Annotated in this window: 15 protein-coding genes; 9 read left to right on the top strand and 6 right to left on the bottom strand. The window is 70.1% G+C overall.

The features are described 5' to 3' along the window. Positions 1-4: 4 nt before the first annotated feature. Together ACQEU1_RS01020 and ACQEU1_RS01015 are read right to left on the bottom strand one after the other, a co-directional pair. The gene (locus ACQEU1_RS01020; protein WP_433195160.1) at positions 5-859 is read right to left on the bottom strand and encodes an SDR family oxidoreductase; all 855 of its coding nucleotides are present in this window, start codon (positions 857-859) and stop codon (positions 5-7) included. Beyond that, positions 856-1,614: an SDR family oxidoreductase gene (locus ACQEU1_RS01015; RefSeq protein WP_433195158.1), complete on the bottom strand. Its 759-nt coding sequence runs from the start codon at positions 1,612-1,614 to the stop codon at positions 856-858. The genes ACQEU1_RS01020 and ACQEU1_RS01015 overlap by 4 nt, the downstream gene beginning before the upstream one ends. A 63-nt stretch (positions 1,615-1,677) precedes the next feature. On the opposite strand from ACQEU1_RS01015, the gene ACQEU1_RS01010 reads away from it, so the two are divergent. The 4 genes from ACQEU1_RS01010 to ACQEU1_RS00995 are packed head-to-tail and all read left to right on the top strand — an operon-like array spanning position 1,678 to position 4,973. Further along, a complete protein-coding gene (locus tag ACQEU1_RS01010) occupies positions 1,678-2,445 on the top strand; it encodes an enoyl-CoA hydratase family protein (protein ID WP_433195156.1) in 768 nt (255 codons plus the stop codon). After that, complete coding sequence (locus tag ACQEU1_RS01005) at positions 2,420-3,217, top strand: CoA transferase subunit A (RefSeq protein ID WP_433195154.1); 798 nt, start codon at positions 2,420-2,422, stop codon at positions 3,215-3,217. Before ACQEU1_RS01010 ends, ACQEU1_RS01005 begins: the two co-directional genes overlap by 26 nt. Then, positions 3,214-3,927 (top strand): CoA-transferase subunit beta, encoded by a 714-nt coding sequence (locus tag ACQEU1_RS01000; protein ID WP_433195152.1) that lies wholly within the window; start codon positions 3,214-3,216, stop codon positions 3,925-3,927. Before ACQEU1_RS01005 ends, ACQEU1_RS01000 begins: the two co-directional genes overlap by 4 nt. After that, entirely contained in the window at positions 3,924-4,973 is a 1,050-nt protein-coding gene (locus tag ACQEU1_RS00995; protein ID WP_433195150.1) for an NAD(P)H-dependent flavin oxidoreductase, read from the top strand. Before ACQEU1_RS01000 ends, ACQEU1_RS00995 begins: the two co-directional genes overlap by 4 nt. Here ACQEU1_RS00995 and ACQEU1_RS00990 read toward each other — a convergent pair. The 4 genes from ACQEU1_RS00990 to ACQEU1_RS00975 are packed head-to-tail and all read right to left on the bottom strand — an operon-like array spanning position 4,957 to position 8,542. Next, complete coding sequence (locus tag ACQEU1_RS00990) at positions 4,957-6,102, bottom strand: acetyl-CoA C-acetyltransferase (RefSeq protein WP_433195148.1); 1,146 nt, start codon at positions 6,100-6,102, stop codon at positions 4,957-4,959. The two genes, ACQEU1_RS00995 and ACQEU1_RS00990, sit on opposite strands and share 17 nt — an antisense overlap. 18 nt (positions 6,103-6,120) lie before the next feature. Beyond that, positions 6,121-6,717, bottom strand: a complete 597-nt coding sequence (locus ACQEU1_RS00985; protein WP_433195146.1) for a TetR/AcrR family transcriptional regulator — start codon at positions 6,715-6,717, stop codon at positions 6,121-6,123. Between the two features lie 14 nt (positions 6,718-6,731). Next, on the bottom strand, positions 6,732-7,475 hold the full coding sequence (locus ACQEU1_RS00980) for an SDR family oxidoreductase (protein ID WP_433195144.1): 744 nt from the start codon (positions 7,473-7,475) through the stop codon (positions 6,732-6,734). Beyond that, positions 7,472-8,542 carry an acyl-CoA dehydrogenase family protein gene (locus ACQEU1_RS00975; RefSeq protein ID WP_433195142.1) on the bottom strand — a complete coding sequence of 357 codons (1,071 nt, stop codon included), beginning with the start codon at positions 8,540-8,542 and terminating at the stop codon, positions 7,472-7,474. Before ACQEU1_RS00975 ends, ACQEU1_RS00980 begins: the two co-directional genes overlap by 4 nt. Between ACQEU1_RS00975 and ACQEU1_RS00970 the strand changes: the two genes are divergently transcribed. Genes ACQEU1_RS00970 through ACQEU1_RS00950 form a run of 5 tightly spaced genes read left to right on the top strand, consistent with a single transcriptional unit; the run spans position 8,541 to position 13,771 of the window. Then, complete coding sequence (locus ACQEU1_RS00970; RefSeq protein WP_433195140.1) at positions 8,541-10,061, top strand: FadD3 family acyl-CoA ligase; 1,521 nt, start codon at positions 8,541-8,543, stop codon at positions 10,059-10,061. The two genes, ACQEU1_RS00975 and ACQEU1_RS00970, sit on opposite strands and share 2 nt — an antisense overlap. Beyond that, positions 10,058-10,888 (top strand): enoyl-CoA hydratase, encoded by an 831-nt coding sequence (locus ACQEU1_RS00965; protein WP_433195138.1) that lies wholly within the window; start codon positions 10,058-10,060, stop codon positions 10,886-10,888. The genes ACQEU1_RS00970 and ACQEU1_RS00965 overlap by 4 nt, the downstream gene beginning before the upstream one ends. Further along, complete coding sequence (locus tag ACQEU1_RS00960) at positions 10,888-11,979, top strand: acyl-CoA dehydrogenase family protein (protein WP_433195136.1); 1,092 nt, start codon at positions 10,888-10,890, stop codon at positions 11,977-11,979. Before ACQEU1_RS00965 ends, ACQEU1_RS00960 begins: the two co-directional genes overlap by 1 nt. Further along, the gene (locus ACQEU1_RS00955) at positions 11,976-12,797 is read left to right on the top strand and encodes an acyl-CoA dehydrogenase family protein (protein ID WP_433195134.1); all 822 of its coding nucleotides are present in this window, start codon (positions 11,976-11,978) and stop codon (positions 12,795-12,797) included. Before ACQEU1_RS00960 ends, ACQEU1_RS00955 begins: the two co-directional genes overlap by 4 nt. Further along, complete coding sequence (locus ACQEU1_RS00950) at positions 12,794-13,771, top strand: acyl-CoA dehydrogenase family protein (RefSeq protein ID WP_433195132.1); 978 nt, start codon at positions 12,794-12,796, stop codon at positions 13,769-13,771. Before ACQEU1_RS00955 ends, ACQEU1_RS00950 begins: the two co-directional genes overlap by 4 nt. The last annotated feature ends 2 nt before the right edge of the window (positions 13,772-13,773 follow it).

Genomic DNA, 13,773 nt, shown 5'->3' with positions numbered 1-13,773 from the left:
GAAGTTACTCGGCCCCGTAGACCGGCGTCGGGTGATCGTCCGCGACCAGCTTGCGCACCACGTCACCCAGCTCGCCGGGCGACCACCGCGCGCCCTTGTCGACCTCCGGCCCGCGCTGCCACCCGTGCACCACGCACACCCGCCCGCCGTCGACCTCGAACATCCGGCCGGTGACGTCCCCGGCCTCCTCGCTGCCGAGCCACACCACCAGGGGCGACACGTTCTCCGGCGCCATCGCGTCGAAGCCTTCAGAAGGCGCCGCCATCATGTCCGCGAACGTCGCCTCGGTCATCCGCGTCCGCGCGGCGGGCGCGATCGCGTTGACCGTGACCCCGTATCGGGCCAGCTCCGCTGCCGCCACCAGCGTCAACGACGCGATGCCCGCCTTGGCCGCCGAGTAGTTCGCCTGCCCGACGCTGCCGAAGAGCCCCGCCCCGGACGACGTGTTGATCACCCGCCCGGACACCGCACCACCGGCCTTGTGCACCGCACGCCAATGCGCCGCAGCGTGGTGCAAAGTCGCGAAATGCCCCTTCAGGTGCACCCGGACGACCTCGTCCCACTCGTCCTCGCTGCACCCGACGACCATCCGGTCCCGCACGATGCCCGCGTTGTTCACCAGCACGTCCAGCCCGCCGAACTCCGACACGGCCGCGTCGACCAACCGGCGCGCGCCCGCCCACGTTCCGACGTCGTCGGTGTTCACGATCGCGGTGGGCCCGATCAACGCCGCCACCTCGCCCGCGACCTCGGCCGACAGGTCGTTCACCACGACCCGCGCACCCGTCTCGCCGAACGCCAGCGCGTGCGCCCGGCCGATCCCCCGCCCCGCGCCCGTCACGATCACGACCCGGCTCATGAAGTCCCCTCATCGGCAGCGGTCAGGAACGCGGGTGCCTCTCCCCCGCCGTGCACGACCAGCGTCGCGCCGGTCACGTAAGAAGCCAGCGGTGAAGCCAGGAACACCGCACACGCACCGACTTCGTCCGGTGAGGCAAGACGTCCCAACGGCACAGTGCGAGCCACGGCCTCGATCCCGGCCTCCGAGCCGTAGTGCAGATGCGACTGTTCGGTGCGCACCATCCCCACGGCCAACGCGTTCACCCGCACTTTGGGCGCCCACTCGACGGCCAGAGAAGCGGTGAGGTTGTCCAGACCGGCTTTCGCTGCCCCATAAGCGGCGGTTCCCGGCGACGGCCGCCGACCGCTCACGCTGCTGACGTTGACGATCGCCCCGGAACCCTGCTGCTGCATGACCGCGTTGGCCGCCTGCGACACCAGCAACGGCGCCAGCAGGTTCAACTCGACGATCTTCGAGTGGAACCGCGGCGAAGCCTTGTCCGCCAACGCGAACGGCGCACCACCGGCGTTGTTCACCACCACGTCGAGCCGTCCGCGCTCGGCGACGATCCCCGCCACCAACGCGCTGACCTGCTCCGCGTCCCGGACGTCACAAGGCACGAACGACGCGCCCTCGACCTCCGCGGGCCGCCGAGCACACGTCACAACGACAGCGCCCGCCGACAGGAAAGCGCGGGTGATGCCGAGACCGACACCCCGCACGCCGCCCGTCACCAGGACCACTGCTCCGTCGAGGTCCAGTTCCACCAGCACCTACCCCGGTCGCTCCGGCACTGCTAAATTACCAAGCAATCGCTTGGTTCGGAAGGCGGCTCCATGGGAATCTCCAGCAGCCACAGCGAAAACGGCATCATCGAGGTCACCATCGACTATCCCCCGGTCAACGCCATCCCGTCGCAGGGGTGGTTCGAGCTGGGCAGGGCCATCACCGCCGCGGGCCAGGACCCGGACGCGCGCGTGGTGATCCTGAGGGCCGAGAACCGCGGCTTCTGCGCGGGCGTCGACCTGAAGGAGATCCAGCGCGCCGAGGGCTACAACGCCCTCGTCGCGGCGAACCGGGGGTGCTTCAAGGCGTTCGCGGCCGTCTACGACTGCGAGGTGCCGGTGATCGCCGCGGTGAACGGCTTCTGCCTCGGCGGCGGGGTCGGGCTGGTCGGCAACGCGGACATCATCGTGGCGTCCGACGACGCCACGTTCGGGCTGCCCGAGGTCGACCGGGGCGCGCTCGGCGCGGCCACCCACCTGGCCAGGCTCGTGCCGCAGCACCTGATGCGGACCCTGTACTACACCGCGCGGAACGTCAGCGCGCAGACGTTGCACCACCACGGGAGCGTCGTCGAGGTCGTGCCGCGCGCGCAGCTCGACGACGCGGCCCGCGAGATCGCCGGGGAGATCGCGAAGAAGGACACCACGGTGATCCGCGCGGCCAAGGAGGCGATCAACGGCATCGACCCGCAGCGCGTGCACCAGAGCTACCGCTTCGAGCAGGGCTTCACCTTCGAGCTGAACCTCACCGGTGTGTCGGACCACGCCCGGCAGGCCTTCCTGGACGGAGACCATGCGCGACAAGCGAACGACGGCTGACGAGGTCGCCGGGGAGATCAAGGACGGGATGACCGTCGGCATCGGCGGCTGGGGCTCGCGGCGCAAGCCGATGACCCTGGTCAAAGCCCTGCTGAGGACCGCGGTCGAAGACCTCACGGTCGTCACGTACGGCGGCCCGGACGCCGGGCTGCTGTGCGCGGCGGGCAAGGTGCGCAAGCTGGTCTACGGCTTCGTCTCGCTCGACTCGATCCCGTACGACCCCTGGTTCAAACGGGCCCGCGAGACCGGCGCGATCGAGGTGCTCGAACTGGACGAGGGCATGTTCCAGACCGGGCTGCGCGCCGCCGCGCACAGGTTGCCGTTCCTGCCGATCAGGGCAGGCCTCGGGTCGGACGTGCTGAAGTACGCGCCGGAACTCAAGACCGTCAGGTCGCCCTACGACGACGGCGAGGAGGTCGTCGCCATGCCGGCGTTGAAGCTCGACGTGGCCTTGGTGCACCTCAACCGGGCGGACAAGCACGGCAACGCGCAGTACCTCGGCCCTGACCCGTACTTCGACGACCTGTTCTGCCTGGCCGCGGACCGGCGGTACGTCTCGTGCGAGCGGGTCGTGGAGACGTTCGACGGGCCGCCGCAGACGTTGCTGCTCAACAGGATGATGGTCGACGGCGTGGTGGAGGCCCCTGGTGGCGCGGGGTTCACCAGCTGCGTTCCCGACTACCCGCGCGACGAGGCGCTGCAACGCGAGTACGCCACCGCGGCGAGCGATCTGGAGCAGTGGCCCGCCTTCTACGAGAGGTTCCTCGGATGAGCGACATCACGCGGGCCGAGGTCTGCGTCGCCGCGTGCGCCGACCTGTTCCTGGGTGCCGGCGAGACCCTGGCGAGCCCGATGGGCCTGATCCCGTCGCTGGGCGCCAAGCTCGCCCGGCTCACCACCGAGCCCGACCTGCTGCTGAGCGACGGCGAGGCGTTCCTGCTCACGCCGGAGTCCACTGTGGAGGGCTGGCTGCCGTACCGCAGGGTGTTCGACGTGGTCGCGCACGGCCGCAGGCACGTCGTGATGGGCGCGAACCAGGTGGACAGGTACGGCAACCAGAACATCTCGGCGATCGGCGACCACGCGAAACCCACCCGCCAGCTCCTGGGTTTCCGGGGCGCACCGGGCAACACCGTCAACCACCGCACCAGCTACTGGGTGCCGAAGCACAGCCCGCGCGTGCTGGTCGAGGCCGTGGACGTCGTCTCGGGCGTCGGCTACGACAAGGCCGCCGGACCGTTCCACGACGTCCACCGCGTCGTCACGAACCTGGCCGTGCTCGACTTCGGCACCCCCGACCACTCGATGCGGATCGTCTCGGTGCACCCCGGCGTCTCGGTCGACGAGGTGCAGAAGCAGACTTCATTCCCGCTCACGGCGGAGAACGTCACCGAGACCCGGCTCCCGACCGACGAGGAACTGGAGCTGATCAGGACCAGGCTCGACCCGAGTGCCAAGCGGGACAAGGAGGTGCCGGCGTGAGGACCGCGCTGACCGACCTCGTCGGCGTGCGGCACCCGGTCGTGCAGACCGGGATGGGCTGGGTCGCCGGGCCGCGCCTCGTCTCCGCGACGGCCGAAGCCGGCGGCCTCGGCATCCTGGCGTCCGCCACCATGACCTACCCCGAGCTCGAAGCCGCGATCAAGGAGACACGCTCGCGCACGTCCGCGCCGTTCGGCGTGAACCTGCGGGCGGACGCCCACGACGCCCCGGACCGGATCGACCTGCTCATCCGCGAGGAGGTGAAGGTCGCCTCCTTCGCGCTGGCCCCGAAACCGGACATGATCGCGAAGCTGAACGACGCGGGCGTCGTCGTGATCCCGTCGATCGGCGCGGCCCGGCACGCCGAGAAGGTCGCAAAGTGGGGCGCTCATGCCGTGATCGTCCAGGGCGGCGAGGGCGGCGGCCACACCGGCGGTGTCGCCACGACGTTGCTGCTCCCGAGCGTGCTGGACGCCGTCGACATCCCGGTGATCGCGGCCGGTGGCTTCTTCGACGGCCGGGGCCTCGCGGCGGCACTGGCGTACGGGGCGGCCGGTGTCGCGATGGGCACCAGGTTCCTGCTCACGCGGGAGAGCACGGTCCCGGACGCGGTCAAACAGGCCTACCTGCAACGGGATCTGAACGGCACGGTCGTGACCACCCGCGTCGACGGCCTGCCCCACCGGGTCCTGCGGTCCGACCTGGTCGAGCACCTGGAGAAGGCGGGCACGATCAGCAGCCTGACCAGGGCGATCGCGAACGCGGCCAGGTTCCGCCAGCACACGGGGTTGTCGTGGCGCGCGATGATCCGCGAGGGCCTGGCCATGAGGCACGGCAAGGACCTCACGTGGTCGCAGGTGATCATGGCCGCGAACACGCCGATGCTGCTCAGGGCCGGCCTGGTCGAGGGCCGGACCGACGCGGGCGTGCTCGCGTCGGGTCAGGTCGCGGGGCTCCTCCACGACCTGCCCACGTGCGCCGAGCTCATCGAGACGATCGTGCGGGACGCCGAGACCGCGATCGACCGGCTCAGAGCCGTTCGATGATCGTCACGTTCGCCTGACCGCCGCCCTCGCACATCGTCTGCAGCCCGTACCGGCCGCCCGTCCGCTCCAGCTCGTGCAGCAGCGTCGTGAAGAGCTTCGTGCCGGTCGCGCCGATCGGGTGGCCCAGCGCCAGCGCTCCCCCGTTGACGTTCACCCGCCCCAGATCGACCTTCAGCTCCTTGGCCCACGCCAGCGCGACCGACGCGAACGCCTCGTTGATCTCGAACAGGTCGATGTCCGCAATGGACATCCCGGCCCGGTCGAGCGCGTACTTCGTCGCCCGGATCGGCGCGGTCAGCATGTAGATCGGGTCCGACCCGCGCGCCGACATGTGGCGAACGCGCGCCCGCGGCGTCAGCTTGTGCTCGCGCACCGCCCGTTCCGACACGACCAGCACCGCCGAGGCACCGTCGGAGATCTGCGACGACAACGCGGCCGTCGTCCGTCCGCCCGGCCGCAACGGCTGCAGCTTCGCCATCTTCTCCGCGCTGGTGTCCGGGCGCGGGCACTCGTCGGCCGCGACCCCGTTCACCGGCGCGATCTCCCGGTCGAACCGGCCCTCCTTGATCGCGGTGATCGCCCGGAGGTGGCTCTGCAGCGCGAAGTCCTCCATCTCGCGCCGCGACAGGTCCCAGCGCACGGCGATCAGGTCGGCCGCGCGGAACTGGCTGACCTCCTCGTCGCCGTAGCGGTGCTGCCAGCCCTCGCAGCCCTCGAACGGGCTGCCCGCCTGTGTTCCGGCCGTCATGGCCGAGCCGATCGGCACCTGCGACATGTTCTGCACGCCGCCCGCGACCACGACGTCGGCCGTGCCGCTCATCACCGCCTGCGCCGCGAAGTGCAGCGCCTGCTGGCTCGACCCGCACTGCCGGTCGACCGTCACGCCCGGCACCTGCTCGGGGAAACCCGCGGCGAGCCAGGACGTGCGCGCGATGTCACCGGCCTGAGGGCCGACGGTGTCCACGCACCCGAAGATCACGTCGTCCACGTCGATGGGGTCGACGTCGACGCGGTTGAGCAGCGCCGTGATCACGTGCGCGCCGAGATCCGCGGGGTGCACGTGGCTCAGCTCGCCACCACGCCTGCCCGCCGGGGTCCGCACAGCCTCGATGATGTACGCCTCGGCCACGAGGGGCCCTCCTTCAAGCTATGTCTTGGAGTTCTTCCGGCGGCCCGTGGCGATGCCGTCGAGCAGGATCGCGAGGTACTGGTCGGCGATCGCTTCCGCCGCCAGGTCACCCTCCGGCCGGTACCACCGCACGGCCACCCACACCGTGTCGCGGATGAACCGGTACGTCACGTCAACGTCGAGGTCGGCGCGGAACACGCCCGCGCTCATGCCCTCCTCCAGCAGCACCGTCCACAGCTTGCGGAACTCGACGCTGCGGTCCTCGATGTAGGCGAACCGCTCGGCGCCGGCGAGGTGCTTGGCCTCGTTCTGGTAGATCGCGACGGCCGCGTGCCGGGTGTCGATCGACTCGAACGACGCCACCACCAGCGCCTTCAGCGTCTGCTTCGGACCGAGGCTCGCCTCGACGATCTCCCGGTACGAGCTGAACAGCTCGTCCAGGAACGTCCGCAGGATCTCGTCCACCATCGACTCCTTCGAGTCGAAGTGGTGGTACAGGCTGCCGGACAGGATGCCCGCCGCGTCCGCGATGTCCCTCACCGTCGTCTGGCCGTAGCCGCGTTCGGCGAACATCTGCGCGGCGAGCTCCAGCAGCTCGGCCCTCCGGGTGCTCATCGTTCGGTCCTTCCTCACGGGTGCTGACTGCTCACCGAGACGACCTCACCCGTCAGGTACGACGAGTAGTCGCTGGCGAGGAACACGATCACATTCGCGACCTCCCAGGGCTCGGCGGCGCGCCCGAAGGCCTCTCGGGACGCCAGTTCGGTCAGCAACTCCTCACTGGTGACCTTGGCGAGGAACGGGTGCGCCGCCAAGCTCGGCGCGACGGCGTTCACCCGGATGCCGTGCTCGGCGACGTCCATCGCGGCGCACCTGGTGAGCGCCATGACGCCGGCTTTCGCTGCGGCGTAATGGGCTTGACCCTTCTGGGCGCGCCAGCCGATCACACTGGAGTTGTTAACGACGACACCGCTTCGCTGGGCGACCATTTGGCGCAGCGCGGCCCTGGTGCAGCGGAACGTGCCGTTCAGCGTGACGTCGAGGACCCTCGCCCACTCGTCGTCGGCCATGTCCGTGATCGCCTTCTCACCGCCGAGGCCGGCGTTGTTGACCATCACGTCGATGCGGCCGTGGCGGGCGACCGTCTCGTCGACCAGGTTCTGGACCTGCTGCTCGTTCGTGACGTCGCACGGGATGGCGTGGTCGGTGCCGAGCTTCTCGTGGGTCTCCTTGAGCCTGCGCTCGTGCCAGTCGCTGATGACGACCGTCGCGCCCTCTTCGAGGCAGCGCTGCGCAGTGGCCGAGCCGATGCCGGTGCCCGCGGCGGCCGTGACCACGACGATCTTGTCCCTGAGCAGGTCGTGGCCGGTCATCGGGGCAGCCCCAGGATGCGGTGGGCGATGATCTCGCGCTGGATCTCGTCCGAGCCGCCGTAGATCGTCTCGGCGCGGCTGAACAGGAACATCCGCTGCCACTCGTTGTCGTCGATCATCGACTCGGGGCCGAGGGAGTCCATCGCGAGCTCGCCGAGCCTGCGGTGCCAGCCCGCCCAGAAGAGCTTCAGCACGGACGCCTCCGGGCCCGGTTCGTCGTTGAGGGTGCGCATCGTGTGCGAGCGCATGACGTGCAGCTCCACCCACGCCCTGGTGAGGCGTTCGTCGTCGCTGTTCGCCATGATCGCGTCGAGCTGCCTTCTGAAGCCGACCTGGTGGCCGAGCATCGCGGTGCCGCGTTCGAACCCCAGGGTGGCCATCGCGATCTTCCAGCCCTCGCCGGGCACGCCGACGACGTTGTGTGCGTCGGTCACGGCGCCGTCGAAGAAGACCTCGTTGAACTCGGACGTGCCGGTGAGCTGGCGGATCGGCCTGACCTCAATGCCGGGCTGGTGCATCGGCACGAGCAGGTACGAGAGGCCGTGGTGGCGCTGCGAACCCGGTTCGGTGCGGCAGAGGACGAAGATCCAGTCCGAGTAGTGCGCGTTGGACGTCCAGATCTTCTGGCCGTCGATCACCCACCTGCCGTCTTCAAGACGCGCCTTGGTCTGCACGGACGCGAGGTCCGAGCCCGCGCCCGGTTCGGAGTAGCCCTGGCACCACAGCTCGTCGAGGCTGCGGATCTTCGGGAGGAAGCGTTCTTTCTGTTGCTGGGTGCCGAACGCGACGAGCGTCGGGCCGAGCAGGCCCTCGCCGACGATGTCGACCTTCGCCGGGGCGTCGGCCTCGGCGTACTCCTCGTGGAAGATCACCTGTTCCTCGACCGTGCGCTCGCCGGGCCAGCCGAGGCACGTCCAGCCGCTCCGCGCGAGGTGCCGGTGCCAGCGCAGCCTGCCCTCGAACGCCTCGTGCTCGCGGCCGGGACCACCCAGGCCGCGCAGCTGCGCGAACTCACCGACGAGGTTGGCGGACAACCATTCCCGCACCTCGCGCCGGAAGGACTCCATGGGCCATACTCTAACCTACCAAGCACTTGCTTTGGAGGGCGTCGTGTCGAACGTTCCAAGCAGGGAAACGGTTTCAGCCGTGCTCGAAGGCGCCGCTGCTTCGTACATCGACGCGGAGGCGTTGGTGGACGGGGAGGTTCGCCTCACTTTCGCGGAGCTGCGCGCTGCCGTGCTGACGGCCGCGCGGGCGTTGGCCGGCATGGGCGTGCGGCCGGGCGACCGGGTGGCGTTGTGCGCGCCGAACTCCGCCGGGTGGGTGGTGGCGGCGCTCGGGGCGTTGCACGCGGGGGCGGCGCTGGTGCCGATCAACACCCGGTTCACCGCGACCGAGACCTTGGACGTGCTGCAACGCAGTGCCGCTCGGGTGCTCGTGGTCGAGGGGTCGTTCCTCGTGCGGGACCGGGAGGCGGAGCTGCGGGCGTTGACCCCGGACCTGCCCGCGGTGGTGCGGCTGCCGGTCGAGTGGGTCGACGCCGGCGCCGATCTTCCCGTGCTGGAGCCGGATCAGCTCTGCGACGTCATGTACACGTCCGGGACGACCGGGCGCAGCAAGGGTGCGATGAGTGCGCACCGGCAGTCTTTGGGGGTCGCGGAGGCTTGGGCGGCGTGTGGCGAGCTGACCGCCGCCGACCGCTATCTGATCGTCAACCCCTTCTTCCACACCTTTGGTTACAAGGCCGGGATTCTGGCCTGTCTGCTGAGCGGGGCGACGATCGTGCCGCAGCCGGTGTTCGACGTCGTGGAGACGATGCGGCTGGTCGAGCGCGAGCGGATCACCGTGCTGCCGGGGCCGCCGACGATCTTCCAGGCGCTGCTGGACCACCCGGACCGCGCGTCGTTCGACCTGTCGAGCCTGCGGCTGGCGGTGACCGGTGCCGCGGTCGTGCCGGTGGTGCTGATCGAGCGGATGCGCGCCGAGCTGTCGTTGACCGTGCTGACGGCCTACGGGCTGACCGAGGCCGTGGTCGCGACGATGTGCCGTCCGGGTGACTCGCCGGAGACGATCGCCCTGACGTGCGGTGCGCCGATGGCCGGGTTCGAGCTGCGGCTCGGGGATCGGGACGAGGTGTTGTTGCGCGGGCCCAACGTGATGCTCGGGTACCTCGACGATCCCGAGGCGACGGCCGCGGCGGTGGACGCCGACGGCTGGCTGCACACCGGTGACGTCGGGTCGATCGACTCGCGCGGGTACCTGTCGATCACCGACCGGCTCAAGGACATGTACATCTGCGGCGGGTTCAACGTCTACCCGGCCGAGATCGAGCAGGCGCTGGCCCGGCTTCCCGGGGTCGCCGAGGTGGCCGTCGTGGGGATGGCCGACGCGCGGCTCGGCGAGGTGGGGCTCGCGTTCGTCGTGACGTCGCCGGGTACGTCTTTGGACGCCTCGGACGTGATCGCGTTCTGCCGTTCGAGACTCGCGAACTACAAGGTGCCGCGCGCGGTCGAGTTCGTGCCCGCGCTCCCCCGCAACGCCATGGGCAAGGTCCTCAAAACCCGACTGCGCAAGGAGAACGCGTGACTGTCACGTACGAACGGCGGGACGCGGTCGCCGTCGTGACCATGAACCGCCCCGAGTACCGCAACGCGCAGAACTCGGCGATGACCTACGCGTTGGACGAGGCCTTCACCCGCGCGGTGGACGACGACGAGGTGAAGGTGATCGTCCTCGCCGGTGCGGGCGACCACTTCTCGGCGGGCCACGACATCGGCTCGCCCGGCCGTGACGTCGACCAGTCCTTCGAACGCAGGGCGGTGATGTGGTGGGACCACGTCGGCCGCGAGGGCGGTGATCTCCGGTTCGCCCGCGAGATGGAGGTCTACCTCGGCATGTGCCGGCGGTGGCGGGAGATCCCGAAGCCGACGATCGCGATGGTGCAGGGCGCGTGCGTCGCCGGTGGCCTGATGCTCGCCTGGATCTGCGACCTGGTCGTGGCCGCCGAGGACGCGTTCTTCGCCGATCCCGTGGTGCGCATGGGGATCCCGGGCGTCGAGTACTTCGCCCACCCGTGGGTGCTCGGTCCGCGTGCCGCCAAGGAGGTGCTCTTCACCGGCGACCGCTTCTCGGCCCAGCGCGCCTACGAGTGGGGCATGGTGTCGCGCGTCGTGGCCCGAGATGCTTTGGAGTCCACGACTTTCGAGCTGGCCTCGCGGATCTCGTCGATGCCGCGGTTCGGGCTGGCCCTGGCGAAGAAGGCCGTGAACCAGTCGGAGGACCTGATGGGCCTGCGCGCCGGCATGGACTCGGTGTTCGGCCTGCACCACTTCGCGCACGCGCACAACGCCGAGGTCAGCACCGACGCGTTGGCGGGCATGGACGCCCGTGCGATGAAGAAGGCCTCCAGCTGATGGACCTGGATCTCGACGCCGCGACCGCGGAATTCCAGTCCGAGGTGCGCTCGTGGCTCGCCACGCACGTCCGTTCGCTGCCTTCGATGGACACTGCCGCGGGTTTCGAGGAGCACCGCGCGTGGGAACGGCAACTGGCCGACGCGCGCCTGTCGGTGGTCTCGTGGCCGCGCGCGTTCGGTGGCCGCGAGGCGTCTTTGTTGCAGTGGCTGGTGTTCGAGGAGGAGTACCACGCCGCCGGCGCGCCGGGCCGCGTCTCCCAGAACGGCATCTTCCTGCTGGCGCCCACGTTGTTCGGTTTCGGCAGTGACGAGCAACGCGACCGCATCCTGCCGCCGATGGCCCGCGGCGAGGAGGTGTGGGCGCAGGCCTGGTCCGAACCCGAGGCGGGCTCCGACCTGGCGTCGTTGCGCAGCACCGCCACCCGCTGCGACGGCGGCTGGCTCCTGCGCGGCCAGAAGACCTGGAGCTCGCGCGCGTCGTTCGCCGACCGAGCGTTCGGTCTCTTCCGCACCGGCCCCGGCGAACGCCACCGGGGGCTCACCTACCTGCTCTTCGACCTGCGTGCCGAGGGCGTGACCGTCCGCCCGATCGACCAGCTCGACGGCGAACCGGGCTTCGCCGAGATCTTCCTGGACGACGTCTTCGTGTCGGACCACGACGTCATCGGCGAGGTCGGCGACGGCTGGCGCGTGGCCATGAGCACCGCGGGCAACGAACGAGGCCTGACGTTGCGCTCCCCCGGCCGGTTTGTGGCAGCGGCGTCGCGCTTGGTCGAGCTCTACCGCAAGAACCCGGACCCGGCCCTGCGCGACCGGGTCGTGGACGCGTGGATCGGCGCCCAGGCCTACCGCCTGCACACCTTTGGAGCCCTCGCCTCGCCACTGTCGGGCCCGGCGGCCAGCGTCACCAAGGTGTTCTGGTCGGAACTCGACGTGGCGCTGCACGAGACCGCCCTCGACCTGCTGGGCGAGGTGGCACCGGGCTGGCGCGACGGCTGGCTGTTCTCGCTGTCCGGCCCGATCTACGCGGGCACGAACGAGATCCAGCGCAACGTGATCGCCGAACGACTCCTGGGGCTGCCGCGATGATGTTCACGCTGTCACCGGAGCAGACGGACCTCGCCGCCGTGCTGCACGGGTTCCTGGGGTCGGGCAGGACGGACCTCGCCTCGCTGGGGGTGGACGAGGTGACCGACCCCGTGGATTTGGTGGTGGTGTTCGAGGAACTGGGCCACCACGCGTTGCCGGGGCCGTGGATCGAGTCGCTGGCGGTGGTGCCGGCGCTGCTGGGCAGGCCCGCGCCCAAAGCCGGCACCTGGTCGGTTGCGTTCCCGCCCCTCGTCCCCCACGCCGCCGAGGCCGACCACTACCTCCTGGCCGACGGCACCACCCTCCACCACGCCTCCCCCACCACCGAACTCAGCTCGGTCGACCCGGCCCGGCGCCTGCGCGAACTCTCCCCCGGCCCGGTGATCGCCACCGGCGTCCCCACCGAGCACGCCTTCAACCTGGGCGTCCTCACCTGCGCGGCCCAGCTCCTCGGCCTCGGCCGGGCCGTGCTCGACATGTCCACCGACCACGTCAAGGCGCGCCACCAGTTCGGCAAGCCGATCGGCCAGTTCCAGGCGGTCAAGCACCACCTCGCGAACGTCCTCATCGGACTGGAGCTCGCCCGCCCCCTCGTCCACGGCGCCGCCGTGACCCTGACCACCAGGGACATCTCGGCCGCCAAGGTCGCCGCCTCGGACGCCGCCTGGCAGGCGGCCCGCACCGCCCTGCAGGTCCACGGCGCCATCGGCTACACCGCCGAGCACGACCTGAGCCGCTTCCTCCTGCGAACCAGAGCCCTCCGCACGGCGTGGGGCAGCCCGTCAATGCACCGAGCACGCGTGCTGGAGGCGTTGTGACACCAGAACAACAGGCCCTGCAAGACGCCGTCCGCAGCCTGCTCACCAAGCACTCCAACGTCCGCGAGGCCATGGAGACCGGCTACGACAAGAACCTCTGGGCCCGCCTCACCGACATCGGCGTGCTCCCGATCCCGGAGGAGTACGGCGGTTCCGGCGCCACCACCGAGGAAACCCACATCGCCCTGGAAGAACTGGGCCGCACCCTCACCCCGTCCCCACTCCTGGCCACGGCCATCGCCGCACAGGCCCTCCTGAGCACCCCCACCCCGGAACGCCGGCTGCTCAAGAAGATCGCCGACGGCGCCGTCGCCACGCTCGCCTGGCCCTGGGACAACACGCACATCACCGAGGCGACCGACCACCTCACCGGCACCCTCCGCTACGTCCTGGAAGGCGACCTGGCCGAGATCCTCCTGGTCACCGACGGCCACCACCTCTACGAACTGACCCCGGACCAGCCGGGCGTCACCCGCGAACACACGCCGACCATGGACCAGACCCGCCGCCTGGCCACCATCACCCTCGACAACGCACCGGCGACACGACTCGGCCCCTGGGACCCGAAGATCCGGACAGCCGCCGTCGCGGCACTCGCGGCCGAACAGGTAGGCACAGCGGCCAAGGCCCTGGAACTCACCGTCGAGCACACGAAAACACGCGTGCAGTTCGGCAAGCCGATCGGCCAGTTCCAGGCCCTCAAACACCGCATGGCCGACATGCACGTCCTGGTGGAGACCGCCAGGTCCGCCGCCGGCGCCGTGACCGACGAGACCAGCGCGGCCGTGGCCAAGGTGTACTGCTCGGAGGCGTTGTTCCAGGTGGCGGCCGAGATGGTGCAGCTGCACGGCGGCATCGCGATCACCTGGGAACACGACGCCCACCTCTACTTCAAGCGGGCGCACGGCAGCCGTCAGCTGTTCGGCGGCCCGCGCGACCACCTGGAGCGTCTCTCCCGAATCGCCCACGAGTGATC

The organism is Lentzea sp. CA-135723 (assembly GCF_050936595.1).
GTDB lineage: Bacteria > Actinomycetota > Actinomycetes > Mycobacteriales > Pseudonocardiaceae > Lentzea.
The sequence above is the reverse complement of the archived record's forward strand: the minus strand, read 5'-3'. Positions and strand labels throughout refer to the sequence as shown.

What these genes read in the sequence shown, in the direction of transcription:
- ACQEU1_RS00955 (WP_433195134.1), top strand. Translation starts at nt 11,976, where the DNA reads ATGATGTTCACGCTGTCACCGGAGCAGACGGACCTCGCCGCCGTGCTG.
- ACQEU1_RS01005 (WP_433195154.1), top strand. Translation starts at nt 2,420, where the DNA reads ATGCGCGACAAGCGAACGACGGCTGACGAGGTCGCCGGGGAGATCAAG.
- ACQEU1_RS00985 (WP_433195146.1), bottom strand. Translation starts at nt 6,717, where the DNA reads ATGAGCACCCGGAGGGCCGAGCTGCTGGAGCTCGCCGCGCAGATGTTC.
- ACQEU1_RS01000 (WP_433195152.1), top strand. Translation starts at nt 3,214, where the DNA reads ATGAGCGACATCACGCGGGCCGAGGTCTGCGTCGCCGCGTGCGCCGAC.
- ACQEU1_RS01020 (WP_433195160.1), bottom strand. Translation starts at nt 859, where the DNA reads ATGAGCCGGGTCGTGATCGTGACGGGCGCGGGGCGGGGGATCGGCCGG.
- ACQEU1_RS00975 (WP_433195142.1), bottom strand. Translation starts at nt 8,542, where the DNA reads ATGGAGTCCTTCCGGCGCGAGGTGCGGGAATGGTTGTCCGCCAACCTC.
- ACQEU1_RS00960 (WP_433195136.1), top strand. Translation starts at nt 10,888, where the DNA reads ATGGACCTGGATCTCGACGCCGCGACCGCGGAATTCCAGTCCGAGGTG.
- ACQEU1_RS01010 (WP_433195156.1), top strand. Translation starts at nt 1,678, where the DNA reads ATGGGAATCTCCAGCAGCCACAGCGAAAACGGCATCATCGAGGTCACC.
- ACQEU1_RS00970 (WP_433195140.1), top strand. Translation starts at nt 8,541, where the DNA reads ATGGGCCATACTCTAACCTACCAAGCACTTGCTTTGGAGGGCGTCGTG.
- ACQEU1_RS00980 (WP_433195144.1), bottom strand. Translation starts at nt 7,475, where the DNA reads ATGACCGGCCACGACCTGCTCAGGGACAAGATCGTCGTGGTCACGGCC.